We start from the raw sequence: 18,505 nt of genomic DNA on the forward strand, positions 1-18,505 counted from the left end.
CGGCAGCCTCCGCCTACCCGTCGTCGCCGGACTCGTAGTCGGCGGTGAGTCCGTGCGGGGTCTTCTCCCACCGGTGCGGGTCGAAGAGCACCTGCCAGGCCGCCCGCCACGCGGCCATCGAGTGCATGAGCCAGTAGATCGGGTTCAGCACCGCGTACACGCCGATGCGCCAGCTGTACCGGCGCCAGGCGGCGATGCCCGACTCGACGATCATGAGTCCGTTGCCGAGGACCATCAGCACGAGGCCCAGCATGAGCCAGCCTTCGGGGATGGCGAGCTCGCCGACCCGCACCCCGACATAGGTGATTGCAGTGAACAGCAGCGCGAGCGGGTAGCTCAGGAACGCCAGTGGTGTGCCCATCACGAGGCCAACCATGCTGATCAGCCCGCCCAGGCCGTTCGCCCGGAACCACTCGACCGGGTGTCGGGTGTGCACGGCCGCGGTGACCATGTACCCCTTGATCCACCGGGTGCGCTGGCGGATCCATGCGACGAACCGCGAGCACGCCTCCTCCTCGGTGGCCGAGTCGATCGTGTCGACGACGTACCCGTGATTGGCGATGCGCAGGCCGAGGTCGGCGTCCTCGGTGACGTTGTAGGGGTCCCATCCGCCGAGCTCGCGCAACAGCCGGGTGTCGAAGTGATTGCTCGTGCCACCGAGCGGGATGGGGATGCCCAGGTCGCCCATGCCCGGCAGCATCGCGTCGAACCAGTGGGCGTACTCGATGGCGAACATGCGGGTGAGCAGGTTGTAGTCGGCGTTGAAGTACATCAGCGACGCCTGCACGCACGCGAGGCGGGGCAGACCGGGGTCGACACGGCTGCGCAGCATCTCGTTGCGCTTGAACGCGGCGAGGGCGCGGCGCAGCTGGTCGGCGTGCGGGCGGTCCTCCGCGTCGAAGATCACCACGTAGTCGCCGCGGGCGAACTCGAGCCCGTAGTTACAGGCGCGCGGCTTCGTCTGCGGCTGGCCGCGGGGCACCACGAGGATGCGCACGTACTCCGGCGGGTGCATCGCCTTGGCCGCGGCGATGGTGCGCTCGTCGTCCTCCTCCAGCAGGATGAGCACGTCGAGGCGCGACTTCGGCCAGTCGAGGCGGTCGAGGTTCGCGATGACCTTCTGCACCACCTCGACCTCGTCGTAGACGGGCACGAGGATCGTGTAAACGGGCAGGTCGTCATCTGACACGTTCGGTGTCCACTCTCGGGGCAGACCCCGTCGCAGACGCTCCCGCTCGACCGCACGCCCCGCAACCGTCTGCCGCACCCGCCGCACCGGCAGGCGCAGCGCGGCGAGCACCTTGAACGCCACCATGTTCAGGAACAGCAGGTTCATCAGGATGAAAAGGGCGACCGCCGTCGTCCTGGGCCACAGCACCAGGACGACCAGGATGATCACGGCCAGACCGATCGGGATGGCCTTCTGCCACCACAGCAGACTGATGCGGGCCGAGGCGTCGGGTGATTCGTCGGCCAGCTCGTCGGTGATGCGGTACAGCAGGCGACGCTGGAACACGCTCTGCACGGCATGCATGATGTCCCAGTCCGTGGTGACGACGAAGCGCACCCGGTCGACGCCGGCGATGCTCCGGGCCGCCGTCGCGAGCTCGTCGTCCGGTTCCCGTGCGGTGGCGACGACGACCGTGTCGCCGTCGACGCGCCAGGGCACCCAGCCGCCGTCGATGAATCGGCGGGGGTTCTGCCCCGCGAACAGCTCGGGATGCTGTGGCGGGGCGGCGATGAGATCGACTAGCGGCAGCCCCCACTGGTCGGCCAGCGCCCGGTACATGCGCTGTCGGGTGATGGCGCCGGTGAGCACGAGGTGTCGACCGAGCAGGCCGCCCTCCTGGTGTTGAGCGACGAGGGCCCGGTGCAGCTGCTGCTCGGTGATGAGGCCACGCTGCATGAGGATCTCGCCGATGCGCAGGTGCTGTGCGCCGGCCACCCGAGGGCGTGCGGCCGAGTCGCCCGGGCGGCCGCCAGTGTGACCGGTGGGGCGGGGGGAGGCGGGGCCGTGATCGGCTCCGGTGCCGTGGCCGGCGAGTCCCCGGTCAGGTGTGTCGGGGGTCTCTGTGGTGGGCATGGCGGTCACCAGGCCAGATGGTAGACGGCATGGGTGTCCGTGGCGAACACGCGAACGTAGCCAGCGTAGTCCTGGGGATGGTCCAGCATCCGCTGGTAGACCGCATCCCGGCCGTCGAGGTTGACGCCGCCGGTGTCCTGCGTGTTGACGAAGATCCATTCGGCGTGGGTGCGCGGGCTGTCCATGGCCTCCTCGAACAGGTCGCCGGTCGAGCGGTTCCAGTACTCGCGGATGGGCTGCTGCACCAGCGGGATGATGCCGCTGCTCGATGCGGACTCGTCCATCAGGATGCCTCCTCCCTGGTAGTGATCGCGCAAGTACACGGCGGCTGCGTCCGGGCGCTTGGACTGGTTGTAGGCGCCCTCGCCGATCATCGGGTTGCGGTCGACGGGATCCTGGGCCCACCAGCCGAGCTGGGCGATGAGTGCGACGGCCACCGCGGGGGCGGCGAGTGCGCCGAGCGGGTGGCGCACACGGGTCAGCGCCCGGCGCAGCGCCTCGGCGGCGAAGCCTGCTCCGAGCGCGAAGAACAGCAGCCCGGCGACGCCGTAGCGGACGTTGAACAGCCCGGTGGGCAGAGAGTGGTCGTTGTTCATGACCGACTGCCCCAGGCTCAGGCTGAGCACCTCGAACACGAAGGTGGACAGGGAGACTCCGACGATCAGGGTGGCGGTGCTCATCCCCTGCCGCCAGACGAGCCAGGCGAAGCCGAGCAGTCCGACGACGAAGGTGACGCCGCCGATGACCTCCCATGCCGACCAGGTGTACACGTAGAGGCTCAGCCCGGGATGGCCCTTCGTCGTCAGGGATCCGTATTCGCTGATGGCCTGCTGCTGGGCGAACGCGGAGTACTGGCCGAACATGAACTCGAGCGGGTTGCCATAGAGGGCGTAGTTGTAGGCCAGCCACCAGACGACGCCCACGGCGGGCGCGCTGAGCGCGGGCAGCACCCGGCGCAGCAGGGTGAAGCGCAGCGGGTGCGGTGTGGTGCCGCGTCGCCGGGGCCAGTCGACGATCACGATGAACAGTGCGGCGCTGAGCGCCATCACCCAGCCCTCATAGCGGGAGAGCACCCCGACGGCTGCGGGCACGCCGATGTACACAGCGATCTCCCCGCCGCTCATGTCTCGCTCCGAGACCGCCCAGTGCGTGAGCCCGGCGAGAATGCCGGCCATGGAGGCGATGAGCACCGGCTCGGTCAGCGCGGTGGTGTGCGCGTACAGGAAGCCGGCGCTCGTCCACAGCACGAGGACCGGGATCATCCGCGTCCCCAGGCCGAGGCCGAGTCGGGCCGCGGTGCGCCAGATCGCAGCCGAGGTGGCGGCGAAGCAGAGCATCCCGAGCAGTGCGGCGCCCCAGCCCTTGTACCACAGCCACAGGTTCTGCACGAACACGAGCAGCAGAAGGTGCGGCATCGGCAGCCACACGGTGCCCAGCTGCTGGAACCCGGGTGCCTTGCTGTCGACGATGCGGCGGGCGATGGTCAGGTGTGACAGGGCATCCGAGTACCACATGTTCGCCCCATGGCCGATCACGTACAGCGACAGCCCGTACATGAGCAGCAGACTGACGATGGCGACGACGGCGGTGCCCGGAACGCGCCGCCCGGTGGGCGTGGGGTGGAGGGTCGCCCACCAGCGGCGCAGCCGGTCAGCGGTCATGCGAGGCCATCCGGCCGTTCCCCCGGCGAGGGCGGCTCGTCGTCCTCCCCGGGAGTGACGGGCCCGGACTGTTCCGTCGCGTCAGCCGGCTTCGCGCGTGCGTCGGGGGTGGCACGGCGGGCGAGCCGACGGGTCATGCCGGCCGAGGCTGGCTCCTCCGCGCGATCCTCAGCTTCCTCCGCCTCCTCAGCTTCCTCTGCCTCCTCCGCGTCGACGACGCGGCGCGCGCGCACGAGCATCCGGTGTCGGGTCAAGCCGCCGGCGAGCAGCAGGAGCAGCAGGGCGCCGACCACGGCCACGCCCCACCAGATGTACCCGGCATAGGAGTTGACGCGGCTGTCCTGTGGAACGATGGCGTTGCTGTCGACGAGCACGGGGTCGTCGGTGAGCGACTGCGCGACGACCAGGTCGTCGTAGAGGGCAGACCATCCGCTCGGGTCTGCGGCGAGTGAATCGGTCAGATGGTGTTGGAGCGCCGCAGCGGTCGGCTCCCCGGCACCGGTGCCGTCCGGTTGCCAGGCGGCGAGTGCGATGACGTCCCGTCCGTCGGCATGGAAGGCCTGCAGTGCGGCGAAGGCCTGTGCCACGCCGGCCTTGAACGGGCCGTTCGCCTGGTCGATCGAGCGGAACTGTCCCATGCGCAGTGGGGCGTCCAGTTCGTTGATCTGTGCACTGGTGGCGCCGACCAGCAGGCCCGAGGCCCCCGATGAGATGAAGGTCTCAGCGTTCTCCTGCTGCACGGTCAGGCGCTGAGAGCTGGCCCCCTGCAGCGCGATGAGCAGCTGTGCGGCGTCGGTGAGCGTGTCTGCGTCGACGGTGTCAGGCATGGCGACCGGCACCACGCCGGCGAGCACCTGTGGGAAGCGTTCGAATCCGGCGTCAAGCTGCTGGCCGGGCTGGGCGGTCACGGTCGATGCGTTGCCGTCGAGGGTCACCCGGACCGGCATGATCGTGCTGGCCGACCCGCAGCCGGCGCTCTGCGTCTGTGCGACGGTCTGGCCGTTGACCTCGGCGTCGAGCTCGATGCGCAGCGTGTTGCGGGCCTTCATGAGTGATTCGGGGATGTCGATGGTTCGGTCGATCGTCACGTCGTCGGCTGTCAGGAGGGTGGAGTCGACGATCTGGTCGTTCCAGGTGACGGTGAGCGCGGCGCTGATGTTGGCAGGCAGCGCGGTGTGTGCGCCGGTGAGGTGGACGGTGGCTGACTGGACGGCCTGGGCGAAATCGGCCTGGGCAACGCTGATCGAGGTCGTCGACTGGCCGATCCCCTGCAGCACGGGCTGGCTGTCGCCGAGCTGGGTGAGGGTGAGCTCCGTCTTCGACTCGGCCGCGTCGTCGGATGCGGCGAGGCTGCCGACCTGTGTGGCGCCGGCGAGCGGGAGGCGTCCGTCGCCCAGGGCGCTGGCCGCGGCATCGAGTCCGTCGCCGGTACCGGTGATGCTGAGGGCGCTGACCCCGTCAAGGGAGCCGACGGTGGTCGTGGTGTCCCCCTCGCCGGAGAGGATGCGGATGATCCGCCCGCCGATCACGGGGGTGGTGACGGCTCGACTGGTGTCCTCGTCACTGGTGACGCTGATCGCGGCGGAGCTGCCGTATTTGTGCTTCAGCCCGACGGCGGCGGTCAGCGCGGCCTGGCGCTGGTCGGCATCGGTCGGGTCGGCCACGCGAATGCTGATCGCGGTCACCGAGGAGTCGAGAAAATCGCCGACCGCGGTCGGCTGGTCGGGGGTGCCGGCTGTCGTGAGGTTCACGTCGGTCAATCGGATGCTGCCGAGGTTGGAGAGCAGGCAGACACTGTCCGGGTCGTTCACATTGTCAGCGAGGTAGCGGATGGAGAGAACGGCGGACTGGTCCTCCACCGCGCCGGCGCTGAGCGGGGCGTCGATATGCACGGCCTGTCGACTGCCGTTGATGGCAACGGTCTGCACCACCTGCCCGCCGGAGAGCACCTCGACGCGTCCGGTAAGGTCGCTGTCGGGAGTGGCCGTGGCCTGGAACCGGGCTGGGGTGAGACCTTGAGCCATCGGGATGCGGATCTCCTGTGCGCTCGCATTGGCCGTCACCGAGTATGTGGAGGTGACCGGCATCGAGAGGTCTGCCGCCCGGGTCGTGGTGGCAGTCGCTGTCGAGACGGTGGCGTTCTGGGCGGCTGTGGCCGGTGCGGTCGACGCGGTTGCCGCTGTGAGGGCGACCACAACCGCGGAGACCGCCCACCATCTCCGTGGATGCCGTGGACGCCACCTGCCCGTCGGCCCGTCGAGACGAGCAGGTCGTGCGTGTTCGCGGATCATCCGCAGCTCCAAGTCTCCGGTTGGGGATCCGCCCGCCTGTGCGCATCCCGCCAACATCCCTTTGACATCATACTAGGGAGTCTGCACAGCGGACGGGTCTCCCGCCGCCTCGGATCGCCTGGCGTGGAGAGACCTCGTCCTCGTGGACCATGCGAAGAGAGCCCAGTCGCCAGCCCGCTGACCGTCGCTCGCCGGATCGCTCACGTCGAACGACCACGGCTGGGTGATCTGCAGCAGCTGCCCGTCTCGGGCGCTGCCGGCAGCCGGGTGCGGCGAGAATGCTGACGCTGTGATCCCCCCCCGCTGGGCATCGTTGGTGCCCTACCGCGTCGGCGGCACGACCTCCGCCTGTTCGTCGGCGCCCCGGTGCTCGCCCATCCACTCGAGCATCCGCCGCTCGGGGTCTGTCAGTCGCTTCGGGGTGAGCACGCGGGCCACAAGCCGCAGATCGCCGGCGCCGCCGTCAGTCTTCGGCAGGCCTGCACCGGGCACGGTGAGCACGTCGTCCGTGCCTGTGCCGGCGGGCACGCGCAGCCGACGGGTTCCGCCGGGAGCGGGCACGTCGACCTCGGTGCCGAGCACGGCGTCGACGAGAGGCAGGTCGATCTGTCCGACGAGGTCATCGCCGTCCGGAGTGAACAGCGTGTCGTCGAATGAGCGTGTGGGCGTGGCAGGAGTGGCCGCACCGTCCACCACGGGCGCCGGACCAGTGGCGTTCGTCCGTCCGTAGAGCGCAGCGGTGTTGACCCGCACCCGACTGACCGCGACGTCGGCGTCATCCGGCGCCCCTGCTGCGGCCGAGGCATCGGTCTTGTCATCGATGTCTCGGGCGGTCTTCGGCTCGTTCTCCCACCCGTGCCAGTCGGTCGCGACACGGATGCGTGCCCCGGCCGCCGCATCGCGCGGTGGCTCGGATGCGGCAGTCGCCCGCCGGGCCTCCTCGCGCGCACGCGCGGCACGGCGCTCATCGGCCTCCCGCTGTGCTCTGGCCTCCTGCTCGGCGGCCTGTCGGGCCTCCTCCGCGAGTCTGCGCAGTTCGGCGAGATCGGCCTCCTCGCGCTGTCGTGCCGCGGCGGCCTCGGCGGTGCGCCGGGCGAGCTCCTCGTCGGGGTCTGGGTCGGCGTGCCGAGCCCCGCGATGGCGGGCGGCGCGGCGCGTGTCAGGAACGGCGTCGGCATCTTCCAGATCCGCCCGCCCCTCGACCGGGGACTCTGCCTCGCGAGCCGCACGCTCAGCGGCAGCTCGCTTCGCCTCCTGGGCAGCCCCGTTCGCGGCAGCGGCCTGCGCATCTGAACCGGTGCTCGGCTCGCCCTGTGACCTGGACGGTTCATCCGCTGCAGCCCGCTCGGCATTCCGTCGGGCACGCTGCGCCTGCGCGGCCCCGGCCGTGGCCCCGGTGGCCTGCGGTGCCTCCGGCTGTGTGCCGTAGGTCGCGCGGAAGCGGCGTTCCTCCTGGATCACGTCGTAGGCGGCCGTGACCGTTTTGAAGTCCTCGACTGCGCTGGGGTCGGAGTTCATATCAGGATGCAGGCTGCGAGCGAGCTGCAGAAAGGCCCGACGCACCTGCTTGTCACTGGCGAACGGGCTCACTCCCAGCAGGGCATACGCGTTCTCGGCGAGCATCAGCGGCCAGCCTCACTGTCCCTCGGCCCGTTCGAGGCCTCACCAGCCCCGTCGGTCGGTCGAGCCTGCTGCTGTGCGAGCTTCTCACGCAAGCTCTCCACGGTCTTCTGCGCGTCCTCCAGCGAGCCCTCGAGCTCGCGGCGCTTCCGGCTCTCCTCGGCGAGCTTCGAAGTGAGCTGGCCGATGTGCTCCTCGGAGGAGTTGATCGCATCCTCCAGCGCGCGCAGGGCGCCGGACTCCAGCTCGCCGTACTGGGCGGCGTACGCACGCTCGATGTCCTCGATGCGCTTGCGGTACTCTTCCGGCATCTGCTCCTCGCCGGGCTGGTCGACGGCGGGAATGAACGTGTCGCCGACCTGGATGCCTGCGCGCTGCTCCGGCTCCGGCTTTGCCGCTGCCTGCTCTGCGGCGGTGTCCTGTGCGGCAGCGGCCTCCTGCAGCTTCGCGGCCTGGTCGACGAGATCTGCGGGGATGCCGCGGGTGTCGGTCGGCACCGGTGACGCATGGCGGGGACGGTAGCCCTCCTCGTTCACTCCCGGCCGGTCGGTCTGTTCAGGCTGCGCCGCGGCCGCCTCCGGTGTGATCGAGGCGGAGGGGTGCTGCGCCTCGACCGGCTCATGCCCATCGTTGGAGACACCGGATGGCGACCAGACCTGCCCGGCCGGGGCAGCGGCCTGCGCCGACGCGGTTCCTGCCTCGCCGCTCATATCGGGCCACAGTGAGGGATCCGTCACCTTCACCGAGCCGGCGGCGGGTTCAGCCGACACGGCAGGTTCCGGCTCGGTCGTGTCGTGGACGCCGCTGGTGAACATCGCATCGGTCCAGCTGGTGATGCCGTCGTCCTCGAACGCGTCGTCGACACCCCCCTGTGCCGCGCCGAACGAGCCGCCCGTACCAGCAGCCGAGACGCCAGCAGTCTGAGTCTGTGCAGGATGCTGCTGCGGCGTCTGCCCCTGAGGATGCGCCGCTGCGGGTGTCTCCGCCCCTGCTGCTCGGGCCGTCGCCGCTGCCGCGGCAGTGGTGTCCTCCGTCGCTGGGGGCAGCTCGCCGACGACGTTCACCGGCTCGGGCACCACCGGACGCCGAAGCGGGACACGACCGGGACGCATGCCAGACCCTCCCTGTGGAAACAGGGGCGACCCGCCCGCGGTCGCGGCGCGTTTCGCCTCGAGCTCTGCCCGGGCCTGCCGCTCCCGTCTCCACTTGCGCAGGAGCAGCACCGCCAACACGATGAGGCTCGCGACGGCCACTGCCACGATCACGAGTTCAACGATCATCATGATGCTCACCTGCTCAACTCCCCGGCGGTCCGAGGGTTCGTTCTGCTCCAGTGCGTCCGGTGCAGGAGTTCACTGCACCCGTGCACAAGCGTACTGCCAGCGCCTGTAGCTACTGCTGGATCTGGTGGTCGATCTGGGCACGCACTCGCACCAGCGCCTGGGAGATCTCCTGGTCACGCAGGCGGTGCAGCAGTGCCATCGGCATCCCGGCCACATCGAACAATGCGGCCTCCGTCGCGACGTCATACCCATGGGCGATCACGGCCGAGACCGTCGCCATGAGCCGGTTGAACGAGTGGGTCAGCCGGTCGGCGTCCTCGGCCGTCAGCTGCTCGTCAGCCTGCCCGGCGACGACCTCTGCGACGTGGTCGCCCATCGAGAGCATCATCGGGTTGGTCACGCCACGCAACACATGCACGAGGCCGACCATCGCCATCCAGTTGAAGTAGCTGTCGCCCAGCGGCCCCTGGACGGTGCGCTCCCACCAGCCGGCGAGGGTGCGCTCGCGGGCAGCGCGCTCGCCGGGCTTGAAGATCGCCGCGGTGGGCGGGTACGCGTAGAGCGTGTCGTAGAACTCGTGCAGCAGCAGGGGGCCAAGAGACATGAGGAAGTCCTTGTACTCTTGCAGGATCATCGCGTCACGCTCGGTAAACGCGGTCTCCGGGGGCATCTGCTCGCGCGCAACGCGTGCCACGAGCTCGACATCGAAGCTGTCGTGGGGCTGGTTCGTCATCGCATGGCCTCCGTGATCTTCGCCGCGGCTGAACGGGCCTCGATGCGCATCAGGCCCAGATTGCTGTTGGCCGGCCCGTTGAGCACGAGCACCATCTGGTCGCCGCAAGGGTACACGACCAGGTAACCGTCTCGACCGCGGAAGACGCCCTCTGCGAAGTCACCCAGCTGAGTGCGCTCGACGACACGTTCGCCGAGACCGAGCGCGGTGGCGGCCATCGCCGCCAGCCGATCGGCGGCATCCTCACTGAAGTCGTGCGCGATCGGCAGACCATCGGCCGTGGCGACCATGACACCCGTGAGTGTCGGGATCGACCGACGAATGTCGCCGATGATGTGGACAAGTTCATCCTGTCGACTCATCTTCATTCCTCTCTGGAAGTCCATGCGGAGGGCATGTCATTCTGTTGTCTATGACTCCGCTGTGTCACAATATTACCCTGCCCCGCCGACAACCCGGCCACTGAGGCAAGCCTTCCTCTGCCATCACACGTTCGCCCCGTGCTCCCTCCCCGATGCGGTCAAGACTCCGGCCGGATGAACGTGTACCCGCTGAGCACGGCGGTGTAGCTGTTCGCGTCATCACCACTCTCGCGGTTGATGTTGACCCCGTTGACCCAGTAGATGCGGTCGAGGTGCTGCGCCGCGGAGATGAACCCGGCCATGTTCTCGTAGCCGCCCTTGACCGTGATGCTCACGGGCACGGCCTGCAGCCGCGAGTCGTTCGCGGCCGCAGCGAGGGCGGCGTTGACCTGCTCGTAGACCCGCTCCTGATCGGCGGTGACCGACGAGGGCTGGATCGGATAGTCGTCGACGACCTTCTTAAAGTCGGCGAAGGTGATCGGATCCTTCCAGTTGATCGAGCTCAGCTGCACACCGTTGGCGCCGACGATGCCGTTGATGCTGCGCAGGAAACCCTCCTGATCGATCGCACCGGGCAGTTCCCCCTGGAGTTGCGTGAGCTGAGCCTGCAGTGTGCTCATCTGGCTGGCCTGGGACTTCGCGTCGGTGATCTGCTGCTGAAGCTGGGTCTGTCTCGCCTGCTCCTCGCTGACCTTCTGGTTCGTCTCAGCCCCGGTGCGAAACACCGGCACGAGCACCAGCACGACGACAAGCACCTGCACGAGGGCGATGCCCACGATCGCGAAGATCATCAGCGTTCGGGGTGTGATGCTGGATGACAGGCCTTGCCCCTTCTTCTGCCTCGCTCCACCGGCCGCGGCCTGTGTCTGCTGCTGCTCGGGCATCAGTTGCCTCCCTGCTGCACGGCGGTCGTGTCACCGCTCATCGTCAAGCTGTCGTCGGTGACGAAGCGATTGGTGAACCTGCTGGCGTTCAAGGTGATGGTCAGCTGCGACTGGTATTTCCTTGAGGTGTCTTTGTTCGTTCCGGACGAGCTCTGCTGCTTGTTGTCGATCTGTTGGGCCGTGACGTCGGCAACCCCGTTGATGACGCGCACATTGTCGATCCACTGGCTGATGTTGGGTAGATCATCGCTCTCAGCGGTGACCTTGACGGTGCCGATGTTGTCGGCGCTCGGCTTGCTGGTGGAGGATGACGACCCGCTCGACGTCGACCCCACCGTCTGCACGTTGAACGTGGTGATCGCCATGCCCTGCGGCGTGGCGTTGGTGACGGTGTTGAGCAGATCCTGCCAGTCGCCCTCACGGGCGGTGACGGCGATGCGATCCTGCTCAAGCTGGGTGATCTGGTCGTCGATGGTGAGCACCTGGGAGTTCTGCCGCAGGGTGGTCTGCAGCTGCGAGGTCGTTGCCTGCTCGGCGGCGAGCGTGCGCGAGGCGGTGGTGGACGAGCCGCTCGCGTAGGCGAACAGCGCGCCGTTGACGATCACGAAGCCGATGCCGAGCGCCGCGATGACGCGCACCGCTCGCTGCATCTCCAGCACTTTCGTCTGCGAAGGCGGCAGCAGGTTGACGCTGGGCGACGAGGGCAGGGTGACCGCCCCGGTGTCGGTCTTGACACGTTTGAAGGTGATGGCCATGATCAGTTCTCCATCGTTCCGAGCGCGACCGCGCAGGTGCTCAGATGATCGTAGGCGTACGACTCGGCCTCTGCGCTCGCGAAACGCAGCCCCTGCAACGGCTGGCCGAGGTAGACGGGCAGACCGAGCAAGTCGACGAGGTGCTGTTGCAGACCGGGCATGCGGCTGCCGCCGCCGGTGATGATGACCCGGTCGATGTGTTCCAGGTCGGGTGTCGTGTTGTGGAAGAACGTGATCGTGTCGCTGATCGCACTCACCAGACGGTCGACCCCTGCGGCGATGGCCTGCTCGGCGGGGGTCTGTGCGAGACCGCCGAGATAGCCGGTGCTCGCCTTGGCGGCCTCGGCCTCGCCGAACGCCGCGTCATCGACGCTCTGCAGCACCTCGGTGATGTCGTCGCCGCCACTGGGCAGCATGCGCACGGCGAGGGGGCGGATGCCGTGTACGGCGACGATCTGCGTGGTGCCGGCCCCGAAATCGATGATGAGGTCGGTGAGCACACGATCGAGCGCATTGCCGCTCCCCTGCCCGTCCGCACCGGCGGTGGGCCGTGTCGGGTCGAGCGCGCGCAGCAGAGCGAAGGCGGAGAGGTCGACGCCGGTGAGGCGGAGCTTCGCTTTGTGAATGGCCTGAGCCAGCGCCTCCAGTGGCTCTGTCTCTGCGGCGACGAGCAGGCCGGTGTAGGTGGGCTGACCGCCGGTGACGCTGAGCGAGGCGGGAAAGTAGTCGAGCACGGCCTTGTCCGGGTCGAGGGGCAGCACGTCGTCGATCTGGTAGCGCAGGCTCGACTTGAGCATCGTCAGCGGTACGCGCTTCACGGAGTGCTCGCGCACATAGACGTGGCGGTTGCCGATTGAAAGGCGTGCCTGCCGGGTGGTGAAGTCACCCTCGTCGTAGAGCTGCTGCAGCGCCGCGACGAGCGTGGGCGCATCGAGCACGTCCCCCTGGCTGACCACGCCATGCGGCAGGGACACCTCGTGGTAGCGGGTGACGGTGATGCCGCCCCGGGTGATGCGCAGCTGGGCGCCGCGGACGGCGGTCTGGCCGATGTCGAGGCCGATCATCTGCCTGGGCATGTGTGCTCCTCGTCTGCTGGTTGGTCTGTCAGTGTGCGCGCCGTGGGGGTCATGCGAGTCCCCACAGCGAGAGATACCAGGTCATCAGTGGCTCGCCCCACAGCATCGTGACGATCGCTCCGAGGCCCATCGACGGGCCGAAGGGAATGCCCGTCTTCCGGTTCGCTCGGCGGGCGAGGAGCAGGACAAGGGCGAACACGGCGCCGATGAGAAACGGCAGCACGAGGCCCAGCACGGTGTAGGCCCATCCGTGCCAGCCGAGTACGAGACCGATGAGGGCGGCGTACTTGACATCGCCCAGCCCCATGCCCTTCGGCGAGATGAACGCCACCAGCAGGTACAGGCCGCCGAGTGTCACGAGCCCGAGCACTGCGGTGAGCAGGCTGTGCCAGGCGCCAGCGGCGATCGCGGCGACGAGCTCCAGCACGAGCACCACGATCACCGACGGGTAGACGACCCGGTTTGGCAGCAGATGGGTGTGCAGATCGATGACGGTCAGTGCGACAGCCACCGCGATGAACCACAGGGTGGCCAGCAGGATGCAGACGTCAGCGACCACCTGTCCGGCGCCGGATGCCAGGCCGATCGGCGGCACGAACACGAGCCCGGCGATCAGGAACAGCACCGCGGTGAGCGCCTCGATGGCCGGATACTGGACGGAGATGCGGGCCTTACAGGAGCGGCATCGGCCGCGGAGGGCCAGCCAGCTGAACACCGGTATGTTCTCCCACCAGGCGAGCTGGTGCCCGCAGTTCATGCAGTGGCTGCGCGGGCTCGACAGCGACTCGTGCTCGGGCAGCCGGTAGATCACCACGTTGAGGAATGAGCCGATCACGAGGCCGAGGACGGTGACGACCGTGATGAGAACGGGTGCCATCAGTCATCCTCCCCCGCCCCGTTGAGGCGGTTGACCACCTGCACGCGGGAAGAGTACGTCGTGTCGCCGTCCGTGGGCAGGCCGGTGCCACTGCCGTTGATGATCTTGGCCGGCATCGCCATGCTGGGCACGAACCACACGTCGCGGTTGTCGACCTTGTCCCAGATGTAGGTCATCCCGGCGACGATACTGCCGCGGAACTCCACCGTGTCGTTCAAGTCCACCGTGCAGGGGGTGAATGTGTACACATTCACCTGGTTCGAGAAGGTGAAGTTGTTCTGCCCGCCGAACTTGATGACCCCGTTCGGCCCAGCCGGATCGTTCATCTGCTCGTTCGTGAAGACCGCGTGATCCCCCGGGTTCTTTGCGGGGTCATACTGCACGCGGGTGAGCTGGTTGCCGTCCGCGTCGAGCACGGGATTGCCCGACGCATCGGTGCGAGGCTTCACACAGTAGTTGGCCTGCTCGGCATAGTCTGTCGTGCCCGGGGCATTGTAGTCGGTGGGAACGAGCAGATACAGGTTCAGGTTGGGGCCGACATCGGTCGCATCCGTCCCGCTCTTCAAGAACCGGAAACCGCGATCCGAGACGATCGCGAGGTCCTGGGTCTGGTGGATGCGATCGGTGCTGTCGGAGATGACCGCGGTGTCGATCGTGAGCGGTTGATCGCAGTCGGCGATGAGCATGACCTTCTGAGCCGAATCCCATCCCTGCTCGCCAGCGTTCTTCAGCAGGGCATGCTGCAGGTCTGTCCCGCCATCGCCGGAGCTCTCGAGATCCGAGCAGGTGCCGCCGTAGACCGCACCGCGGTACAGCCGGTTCGTGGTGTCTTTGCGGTCGGCGTCGGCGAAATAGTACTTCTTCCACGTCGCGAGGGTCGACTGCTGCACGATGTACTGCTTCGTCATCACCGGCTGCTTCTTCTGCTGCTCGATGACGGTCGCGGTGTCCCACCCATCCGGCAGATGCAGGGTTGTGAGATCAAGCTGTGGCATGGCCGGAGCCACCCCGCAAGCGCTGAGGGTGTCCCTGTTCGAGATCCTGGTCGGGTTCGGCGAGGTGGCTGCGCAGGACCGACTCTTGGACAGCGTCGTGTAAGCACCCCCGTTGAACCCTGTGTCGATGACGTCGGCGATCTGCCCGAATCGGTAGCGCGACGTGTAGTCGTAGGGCAGGGCCTGCGCATTGGCATAGACCTTGAATCCGTCCCTGGCAACGAGAATGACGGAGTCCCACTGGCCCTTGAGCGAGCTGAGCCCGGTCTGCCCGGAGAACGTGGAGCCGTCCGGGATGCCGAAGCTCTGATGCGACGCGTCGTTCTCGCACACGCTCGGGTTGTCGGGGGTGTCGCAGTAGATGAACGGGTATGGGTCGGCGTACTGCACCTCACCACTCAGGACGTGAATCGTGCCGTAGACGGTGGGGTTCATTCTTGCACCGTACGAGGACGAGTGCGCGTAATAGACGCCGTTACCGGCCCATACGTCTCCATATACCTGGTCGTAGGTCCAGGAGCCGCTGACACCGCCGTCATCTGTCACCTCGCGGCCATCCTTGAGATTCTGGAAGCTCACCCAGCCGGTCTCTGCCACGACATCGCCGCCGTAGACGGTCACACGGCGCAGCATCACGTTCTTCCTCGCACGGATGGATCCGCCATCCGCCACGAGGAATCGTGTGGCGTACACGGAGCCATCGAGAGAGACGACATTGCGCTTGACGTTGTAGCCGCAGCTGTCACCGGTGCAGGCGGTACGGCTCCAGACGACGGTCACGTCCTTCTTGGCGACCAGATCCTCACCCACGGTGAACTTGCCCGCCATCTTGATGCTGCCGCCGGCGTACACACTCGCGGAGTAGTTGACCTCGGTGTCGGCATCGGAGATGGAGATGATGTCGCCGTCGACCTTGACATCACCCTCGATGTTGAAGTTGCCGTCGAGATAGAGGTTGCCGCCAACGTGCACGGTCGAGCCGTAGGTGGTGACCAGGCCGGAGGGCGAGTTCACCCGCATGTCGCCTTTGACCGTGATGCTCTTGGCCACATTGCACTTCATCTTGTCTGTGTCTGGAACCTGCTGATCGCTGCCGGGAACCCACCATCCCCACCAGGTGTAATACCCGTCCGTGTGCACGGTCTTGTAAACGGTCTCCTTCGTGCCCATGGTCGCGTCACCGTCGACGGTGAGGGTGCCGGCGATGTCAGTGCCCATGCAGCCGTTCAGGTTGCCCTCGACGTAGACGTTCACATCGGGGTTCGAAGGATCGGCGTCGTCACTGTTCGGGGCGCGGGTGCCGAAGCTCGTGTTGATCAGGTTCGTGTCACCGCGACTGATGTAGGTGTCCTCGCCGGTGGAGCAGCCGTACAGTTCGGGGTTCGTCTTGCAGTCCGGGGAGTAGGCCTCCTCTTTCTTCGGCTGTACCACGACGTCTGCGCTCATCTGCTTGGTCACCGGTTCGCGGGTGCGCATGGAGACCGCGTCACTGGTGACGGTCGCCTCGGCCACGAGCGAGAGCGTGAACGTGTCCAGTGACGCGGCTGCGTCCGCCCCATCGTCCGCATGATCGTCCTGCCAGCTGTTCTTGGCGACGTACACGTGGACGTCCGCGTCCTGGAGGGCGGCAGGAGCGCTGTCTCTGAGCGGGACCCCATCGCTGCTCAGGGCGTTCTCGAGGAGGTCGGCGCTGGATCGATAGGGGTGATCCGGGTCCTCGGCCTCCGCCGCCGTCGCGGCGGTCTGTGCCCGAAGTGTCTGTGTGCTCACCTGTCCGGCGACGATGGCACTGCGCACATAGTCGAACGCGGCGTTGGCCTCGGATTCGGCCTCGGAGGCTGTCCTCGATGCCTCGGCCACGCCGTTCGCCGCGAGAGCGGAGGAGCTGACCGAGCCGACCACCAAGGAGGCGATGGCCAGAAGTACGATGACGGTGGGCAGTGCGATGCCCGACTGGGCGTTCAGATGCTCGGGAGCGAAGCGCTGCATCCATGGGGTGTGCCGTGCCCGGAGTGCTGGACGTGGCTGGTCCGTGTGATTCATGTGCATCTCCATCTCAGTCCGCCAGACAGCTTGTGTCGCCCCACTGCACGGTCGCCCCGGGGCCGGCGAGCGCCGTGCTGGTGGAAAATCGCGAGTTGATGGTCACGGGGTCGGTGTCTTTCGCCTCGATCAGGAAGTCGAGCCGGATCGCGCGCAGATTTGACTGCGTTGTGGTGCCGCTCTGCTGTTGTTCGGCGAAGATCGGGGTCTCGGCATCGACCAGCTGGATCGAGGCCACGTCGGGGTTGTCCGTGCCGTTGATGGTGCCGCCTGCGATCCGGCGCCAGCCGGTGAGGTCGCCATCGACGATGCGCGGCACGGGGTGTGCGATCGTCACACCGGTGAAGCTCTCGATCTGCTGAGAGTCGGCTGCCTCGCGCACGAACACCGCCTGCTGGTCGGGCACATATGCCCACGCCTTGCAGGTGCCGGTGACCTTGGTCGTGGTCACCTCATCGTTGTACTCGGCATTCGGTTCGCTGCGATCGGCGGCGCTCACCACGAAGGCCGAGAGGTACAGGATGTCATCCGGGCCGAATGTGTAGCCGCCGGCATCTTTCTTGGGGTCGGTCTGCACGAGCACCGCATCTGAGAGGTCATCGCTCAGGTCGCGGGTGAGGTTGCCGGCCTGGGCGCTCATGTTGCTGGAGCGGGTGACCGAGTTCTCGGCGCGCAATGTGGTGACCATGATGCCGCCTGCGATGGCCAGCACGACCACGGTGAATGCCCCGGCGAGCAGCACCTCGACGAGTGTGACACCTCGCTCGCCGAGCAGACGCACCCGGGGGTGACGGCGCTGGAGGAGGACGAGGAGGCGATGGGCAATCGCTCTGGTGCGGTCGGTCATTCGACGCCCCCGGTGCGCATGGGGAGCACGGCCTGCTGTGAGGTCAGCTCCTGTCCGGCCTCGTTGTCGAGTCTGACGGTCACAGTGTAGGTGAGCCACCCGATCTGGCAGGTCGCATCACTCGCGCATGTCGAAGAGGTGATGCTCGGCGAGCACATGGTGTCGACCGGCTGCGACCGCTCCGCATCGGCGGTGAACGAGACCGGGGTGTCGGCCCTCGGGAAGTTCAGCTCGACGCTCTGCGTCACCCAGAGGGTGCCGGCTCGTCCGCCGAAGTCTCGTGAGCCGGTGAAGGCGTCGGGGCCCAGTCTGAAGGCCGTCTGCTCGGCCGTATACAGTTTCTTGAGCCGTTCTGCATCGGGCAGGTCGTCCGCCTGCACATAGGCGCTGTCGGGGAACGCCTGGTTGGCGACGATCGCGATGTTCTGCAGCACCGTTCCGCAGGTGTACAGCCCGGCAGGCGTGGCCGATCCGTCGCTGTTGGTGTCGGCGGTGACGTCATTAGAGTCTCCCGCCGCCATGACCCCGGAGACCTGCCCCTGGGCGAAGGAGGTCGCTGCCGACGTGGCCGCGCTGATGCGGGTGAGCCGCAGCGTCGAGAGGATGGCGGGGACGATGATGATCGCGACCAGCATGAGGATCGCGAGCGAGACGATGACCTCGACGAAGGTGATGCCCCCCTGTGACCTGTGTGCGTGCCCACACCCTCCGGGCGCCGCTCCTGCGGTTCCTCTGGTCATCCTGATTCGATCCCCAAAGTCTGTCGTCGTCCTCGCCCTGCTGGGCGTTCCTGCCGGCCCGTCATCCCCGCCTGCCCTGGACAGGCTGTGCCCGTCTGGTCCGGAGGTGATGCGACGCCGCCCGTCGGGTGAGGAGTGTCTGCTGCATGATGGCGATGCTGGCTGGGCCAGGCGTTCCAGCCCGACCTGCGGCAGGAGAGGCCGAGCTGCAATCTCTAGCACAGCTCGGCCCACCTACCTAGGTACTCTGGCTCA

General features: G+C 67.5%; 14 protein-coding genes. All 14 read right to left on the reverse strand.

Features of this window, described 5'->3' with window-relative positions:
* Positions 1-13: 13 nt before the first annotated feature.
* Positions 14-2,083, reverse strand: coding sequence for a glycosyltransferase (locus F8O02_RS03455; RefSeq protein ID WP_225734104.1), 2,070 nt, complete (start codon positions 2,081-2,083; stop codon positions 14-16).
* Positions 2,084-2,088: 5 nt separating this feature from the next.
* Positions 2,089-3,744 (reverse strand): glycosyltransferase family protein, encoded by a 1,656-nt coding sequence (locus F8O02_RS03460; RefSeq protein WP_158035848.1) that lies wholly within the window; start codon positions 3,742-3,744, stop codon positions 2,089-2,091.
* Complete coding sequence (locus F8O02_RS03465; RefSeq protein WP_158035849.1) at positions 3,741-5,831, reverse strand: cellulose biosynthesis cyclic di-GMP-binding regulatory protein BcsB; 2,091 nt, start codon at positions 5,829-5,831, stop codon at positions 3,741-3,743. The genes F8O02_RS03460 and F8O02_RS03465 overlap by 4 nt, the downstream gene beginning before the upstream one ends.
* Before the next feature lie 525 nt (positions 5,832-6,356).
* Entirely contained in the window at positions 6,357-7,658 is a 1,302-nt protein-coding gene (locus tag F8O02_RS03470) for a J domain-containing protein (RefSeq protein ID WP_158035850.1), read from the reverse strand.
* Entirely contained in the window at positions 7,658-8,938 is a 1,281-nt protein-coding gene (locus F8O02_RS03475; RefSeq protein ID WP_158035851.1) for a hypothetical protein, read from the reverse strand. Before F8O02_RS03475 ends, F8O02_RS03470 begins: the two co-directional genes overlap by 1 nt.
* A gap of 109 nt (positions 8,939-9,047) precedes the next feature.
* On the reverse strand, positions 9,048-9,671 hold the full coding sequence (locus F8O02_RS03480; protein ID WP_158035852.1) for a protoglobin domain-containing protein: 624 nt from the start codon (positions 9,669-9,671) through the stop codon (positions 9,048-9,050).
* Complete coding sequence (locus tag F8O02_RS03485) at positions 9,668-10,033, reverse strand: roadblock/LC7 domain-containing protein (RefSeq protein WP_158035853.1); 366 nt, start codon at positions 10,031-10,033, stop codon at positions 9,668-9,670. The genes F8O02_RS03480 and F8O02_RS03485 overlap by 4 nt, the downstream gene beginning before the upstream one ends.
* A 158-nt stretch (positions 10,034-10,191) precedes the next feature.
* Positions 10,192-10,917, reverse strand: a complete 726-nt coding sequence (gene pilO, locus F8O02_RS03490; protein WP_158035854.1) for a type 4a pilus biogenesis protein PilO — start codon at positions 10,915-10,917, stop codon at positions 10,192-10,194.
* Positions 10,917-11,672: a hypothetical protein gene (locus F8O02_RS03495; RefSeq protein WP_158035855.1), complete on the reverse strand. Its 756-nt coding sequence runs from the start codon at positions 11,670-11,672 to the stop codon at positions 10,917-10,919. Before F8O02_RS03495 ends, pilO begins: the two co-directional genes overlap by 1 nt.
* A gap of 2 nt (positions 11,673-11,674) precedes the next feature.
* Entirely contained in the window at positions 11,675-12,748 is a 1,074-nt protein-coding gene (gene pilM, locus F8O02_RS03500; RefSeq protein ID WP_158035856.1) for a pilus assembly protein PilM, read from the reverse strand.
* A 49-nt stretch (positions 12,749-12,797) separates the two neighbouring features.
* Positions 12,798-13,625 (reverse strand): prepilin peptidase, encoded by an 828-nt coding sequence (locus F8O02_RS03505; RefSeq protein ID WP_158035857.1) that lies wholly within the window; start codon positions 13,623-13,625, stop codon positions 12,798-12,800.
* Positions 13,625-16,609 (reverse strand): hypothetical protein, encoded by a 2,985-nt coding sequence (locus F8O02_RS03510; RefSeq protein ID WP_158035858.1) that lies wholly within the window; start codon positions 16,607-16,609, stop codon positions 13,625-13,627. Before F8O02_RS03510 ends, F8O02_RS03505 begins: the two co-directional genes overlap by 1 nt.
* A gap of 67 nt (positions 16,610-16,676) precedes the next feature.
* Positions 16,677-17,510 (reverse strand): PulJ/GspJ family protein, encoded by an 834-nt coding sequence (locus tag F8O02_RS03515; RefSeq protein WP_158035859.1) that lies wholly within the window; start codon positions 17,508-17,510, stop codon positions 16,677-16,679.
* Complete coding sequence (locus F8O02_RS03520; protein ID WP_158035860.1) at positions 17,507-18,250, reverse strand: type II secretion system protein; 744 nt, start codon at positions 18,248-18,250, stop codon at positions 17,507-17,509. The genes F8O02_RS03515 and F8O02_RS03520 overlap by 4 nt, the downstream gene beginning before the upstream one ends.
* Between the last annotated feature and the right edge of the window lie 255 nt (positions 18,251-18,505).

It is taken from the genome of Pseudoclavibacter caeni (assembly GCF_008831125.1).
Lineage (GTDB): Bacteria > Actinomycetota > Actinomycetes > Actinomycetales > Microbacteriaceae > Pseudoclavibacter_A > Pseudoclavibacter_A caeni.

Excerpts from the sequence above, each read along its gene's own strand:
- F8O02_RS03455 (WP_225734104.1), bottom strand. The coding sequence starts at position 2,083 with ATGCCCACCACAGAGACCCCCGACACACCTGACCGGGGACTCGCCGGC.
- F8O02_RS03470 (WP_158035850.1), bottom strand. The coding sequence starts at position 7,658 with ATGCTCGCCGAGAACGCGTATGCCCTGCTGGGAGTGAGCCCGTTCGCC.
- F8O02_RS03515 (WP_158035859.1), bottom strand. The coding sequence starts at position 17,510 with ATGACCGACCGCACCAGAGCGATTGCCCATCGCCTCCTCGTCCTCCTC.
- F8O02_RS03460 (WP_158035848.1), bottom strand. The coding sequence starts at position 3,744 with ATGACCGCTGACCGGCTGCGCCGCTGGTGGGCGACCCTCCACCCCACG.
- F8O02_RS03505 (WP_158035857.1), bottom strand. The coding sequence starts at position 13,625 with ATGGCACCCGTTCTCATCACGGTCGTCACCGTCCTCGGCCTCGTGATC.
- F8O02_RS03475 (WP_158035851.1), bottom strand. The coding sequence starts at position 8,938 with ATGATGATCGTTGAACTCGTGATCGTGGCAGTGGCCGTCGCGAGCCTC.
- F8O02_RS03510 (WP_158035858.1), bottom strand. The coding sequence starts at position 16,609 with ATGCAGCGCTTCGCTCCCGAGCATCTGAACGCCCAGTCGGGCATCGCA.
- F8O02_RS03465 (WP_158035849.1), bottom strand. The coding sequence starts at position 5,831 with ATGCCGGTCACCTCCACATACTCGGTGACGGCCAATGCGAGCGCACAG.
- F8O02_RS03485 (WP_158035853.1), bottom strand. The coding sequence starts at position 10,033 with ATGAGTCGACAGGATGAACTTGTCCACATCATCGGCGACATTCGTCGG.
- F8O02_RS03495 (WP_158035855.1), bottom strand. The coding sequence starts at position 11,672 with ATGGCCATCACCTTCAAACGTGTCAAGACCGACACCGGGGCGGTCACC.
- pilM (WP_158035856.1), bottom strand. The coding sequence starts at position 12,748 with ATGCCCAGGCAGATGATCGGCCTCGACATCGGCCAGACCGCCGTCCGC.
- pilO (WP_158035854.1), bottom strand. The coding sequence starts at position 10,917 with ATGCCCGAGCAGCAGCAGACACAGGCCGCGGCCGGTGGAGCGAGGCAG.
- F8O02_RS03480 (WP_158035852.1), bottom strand. The coding sequence starts at position 9,671 with ATGACGAACCAGCCCCACGACAGCTTCGATGTCGAGCTCGTGGCACGC.
- F8O02_RS03520 (WP_158035860.1), bottom strand. The coding sequence starts at position 18,250 with ATGACCAGAGGAACCGCAGGAGCGGCGCCCGGAGGGTGTGGGCACGCA.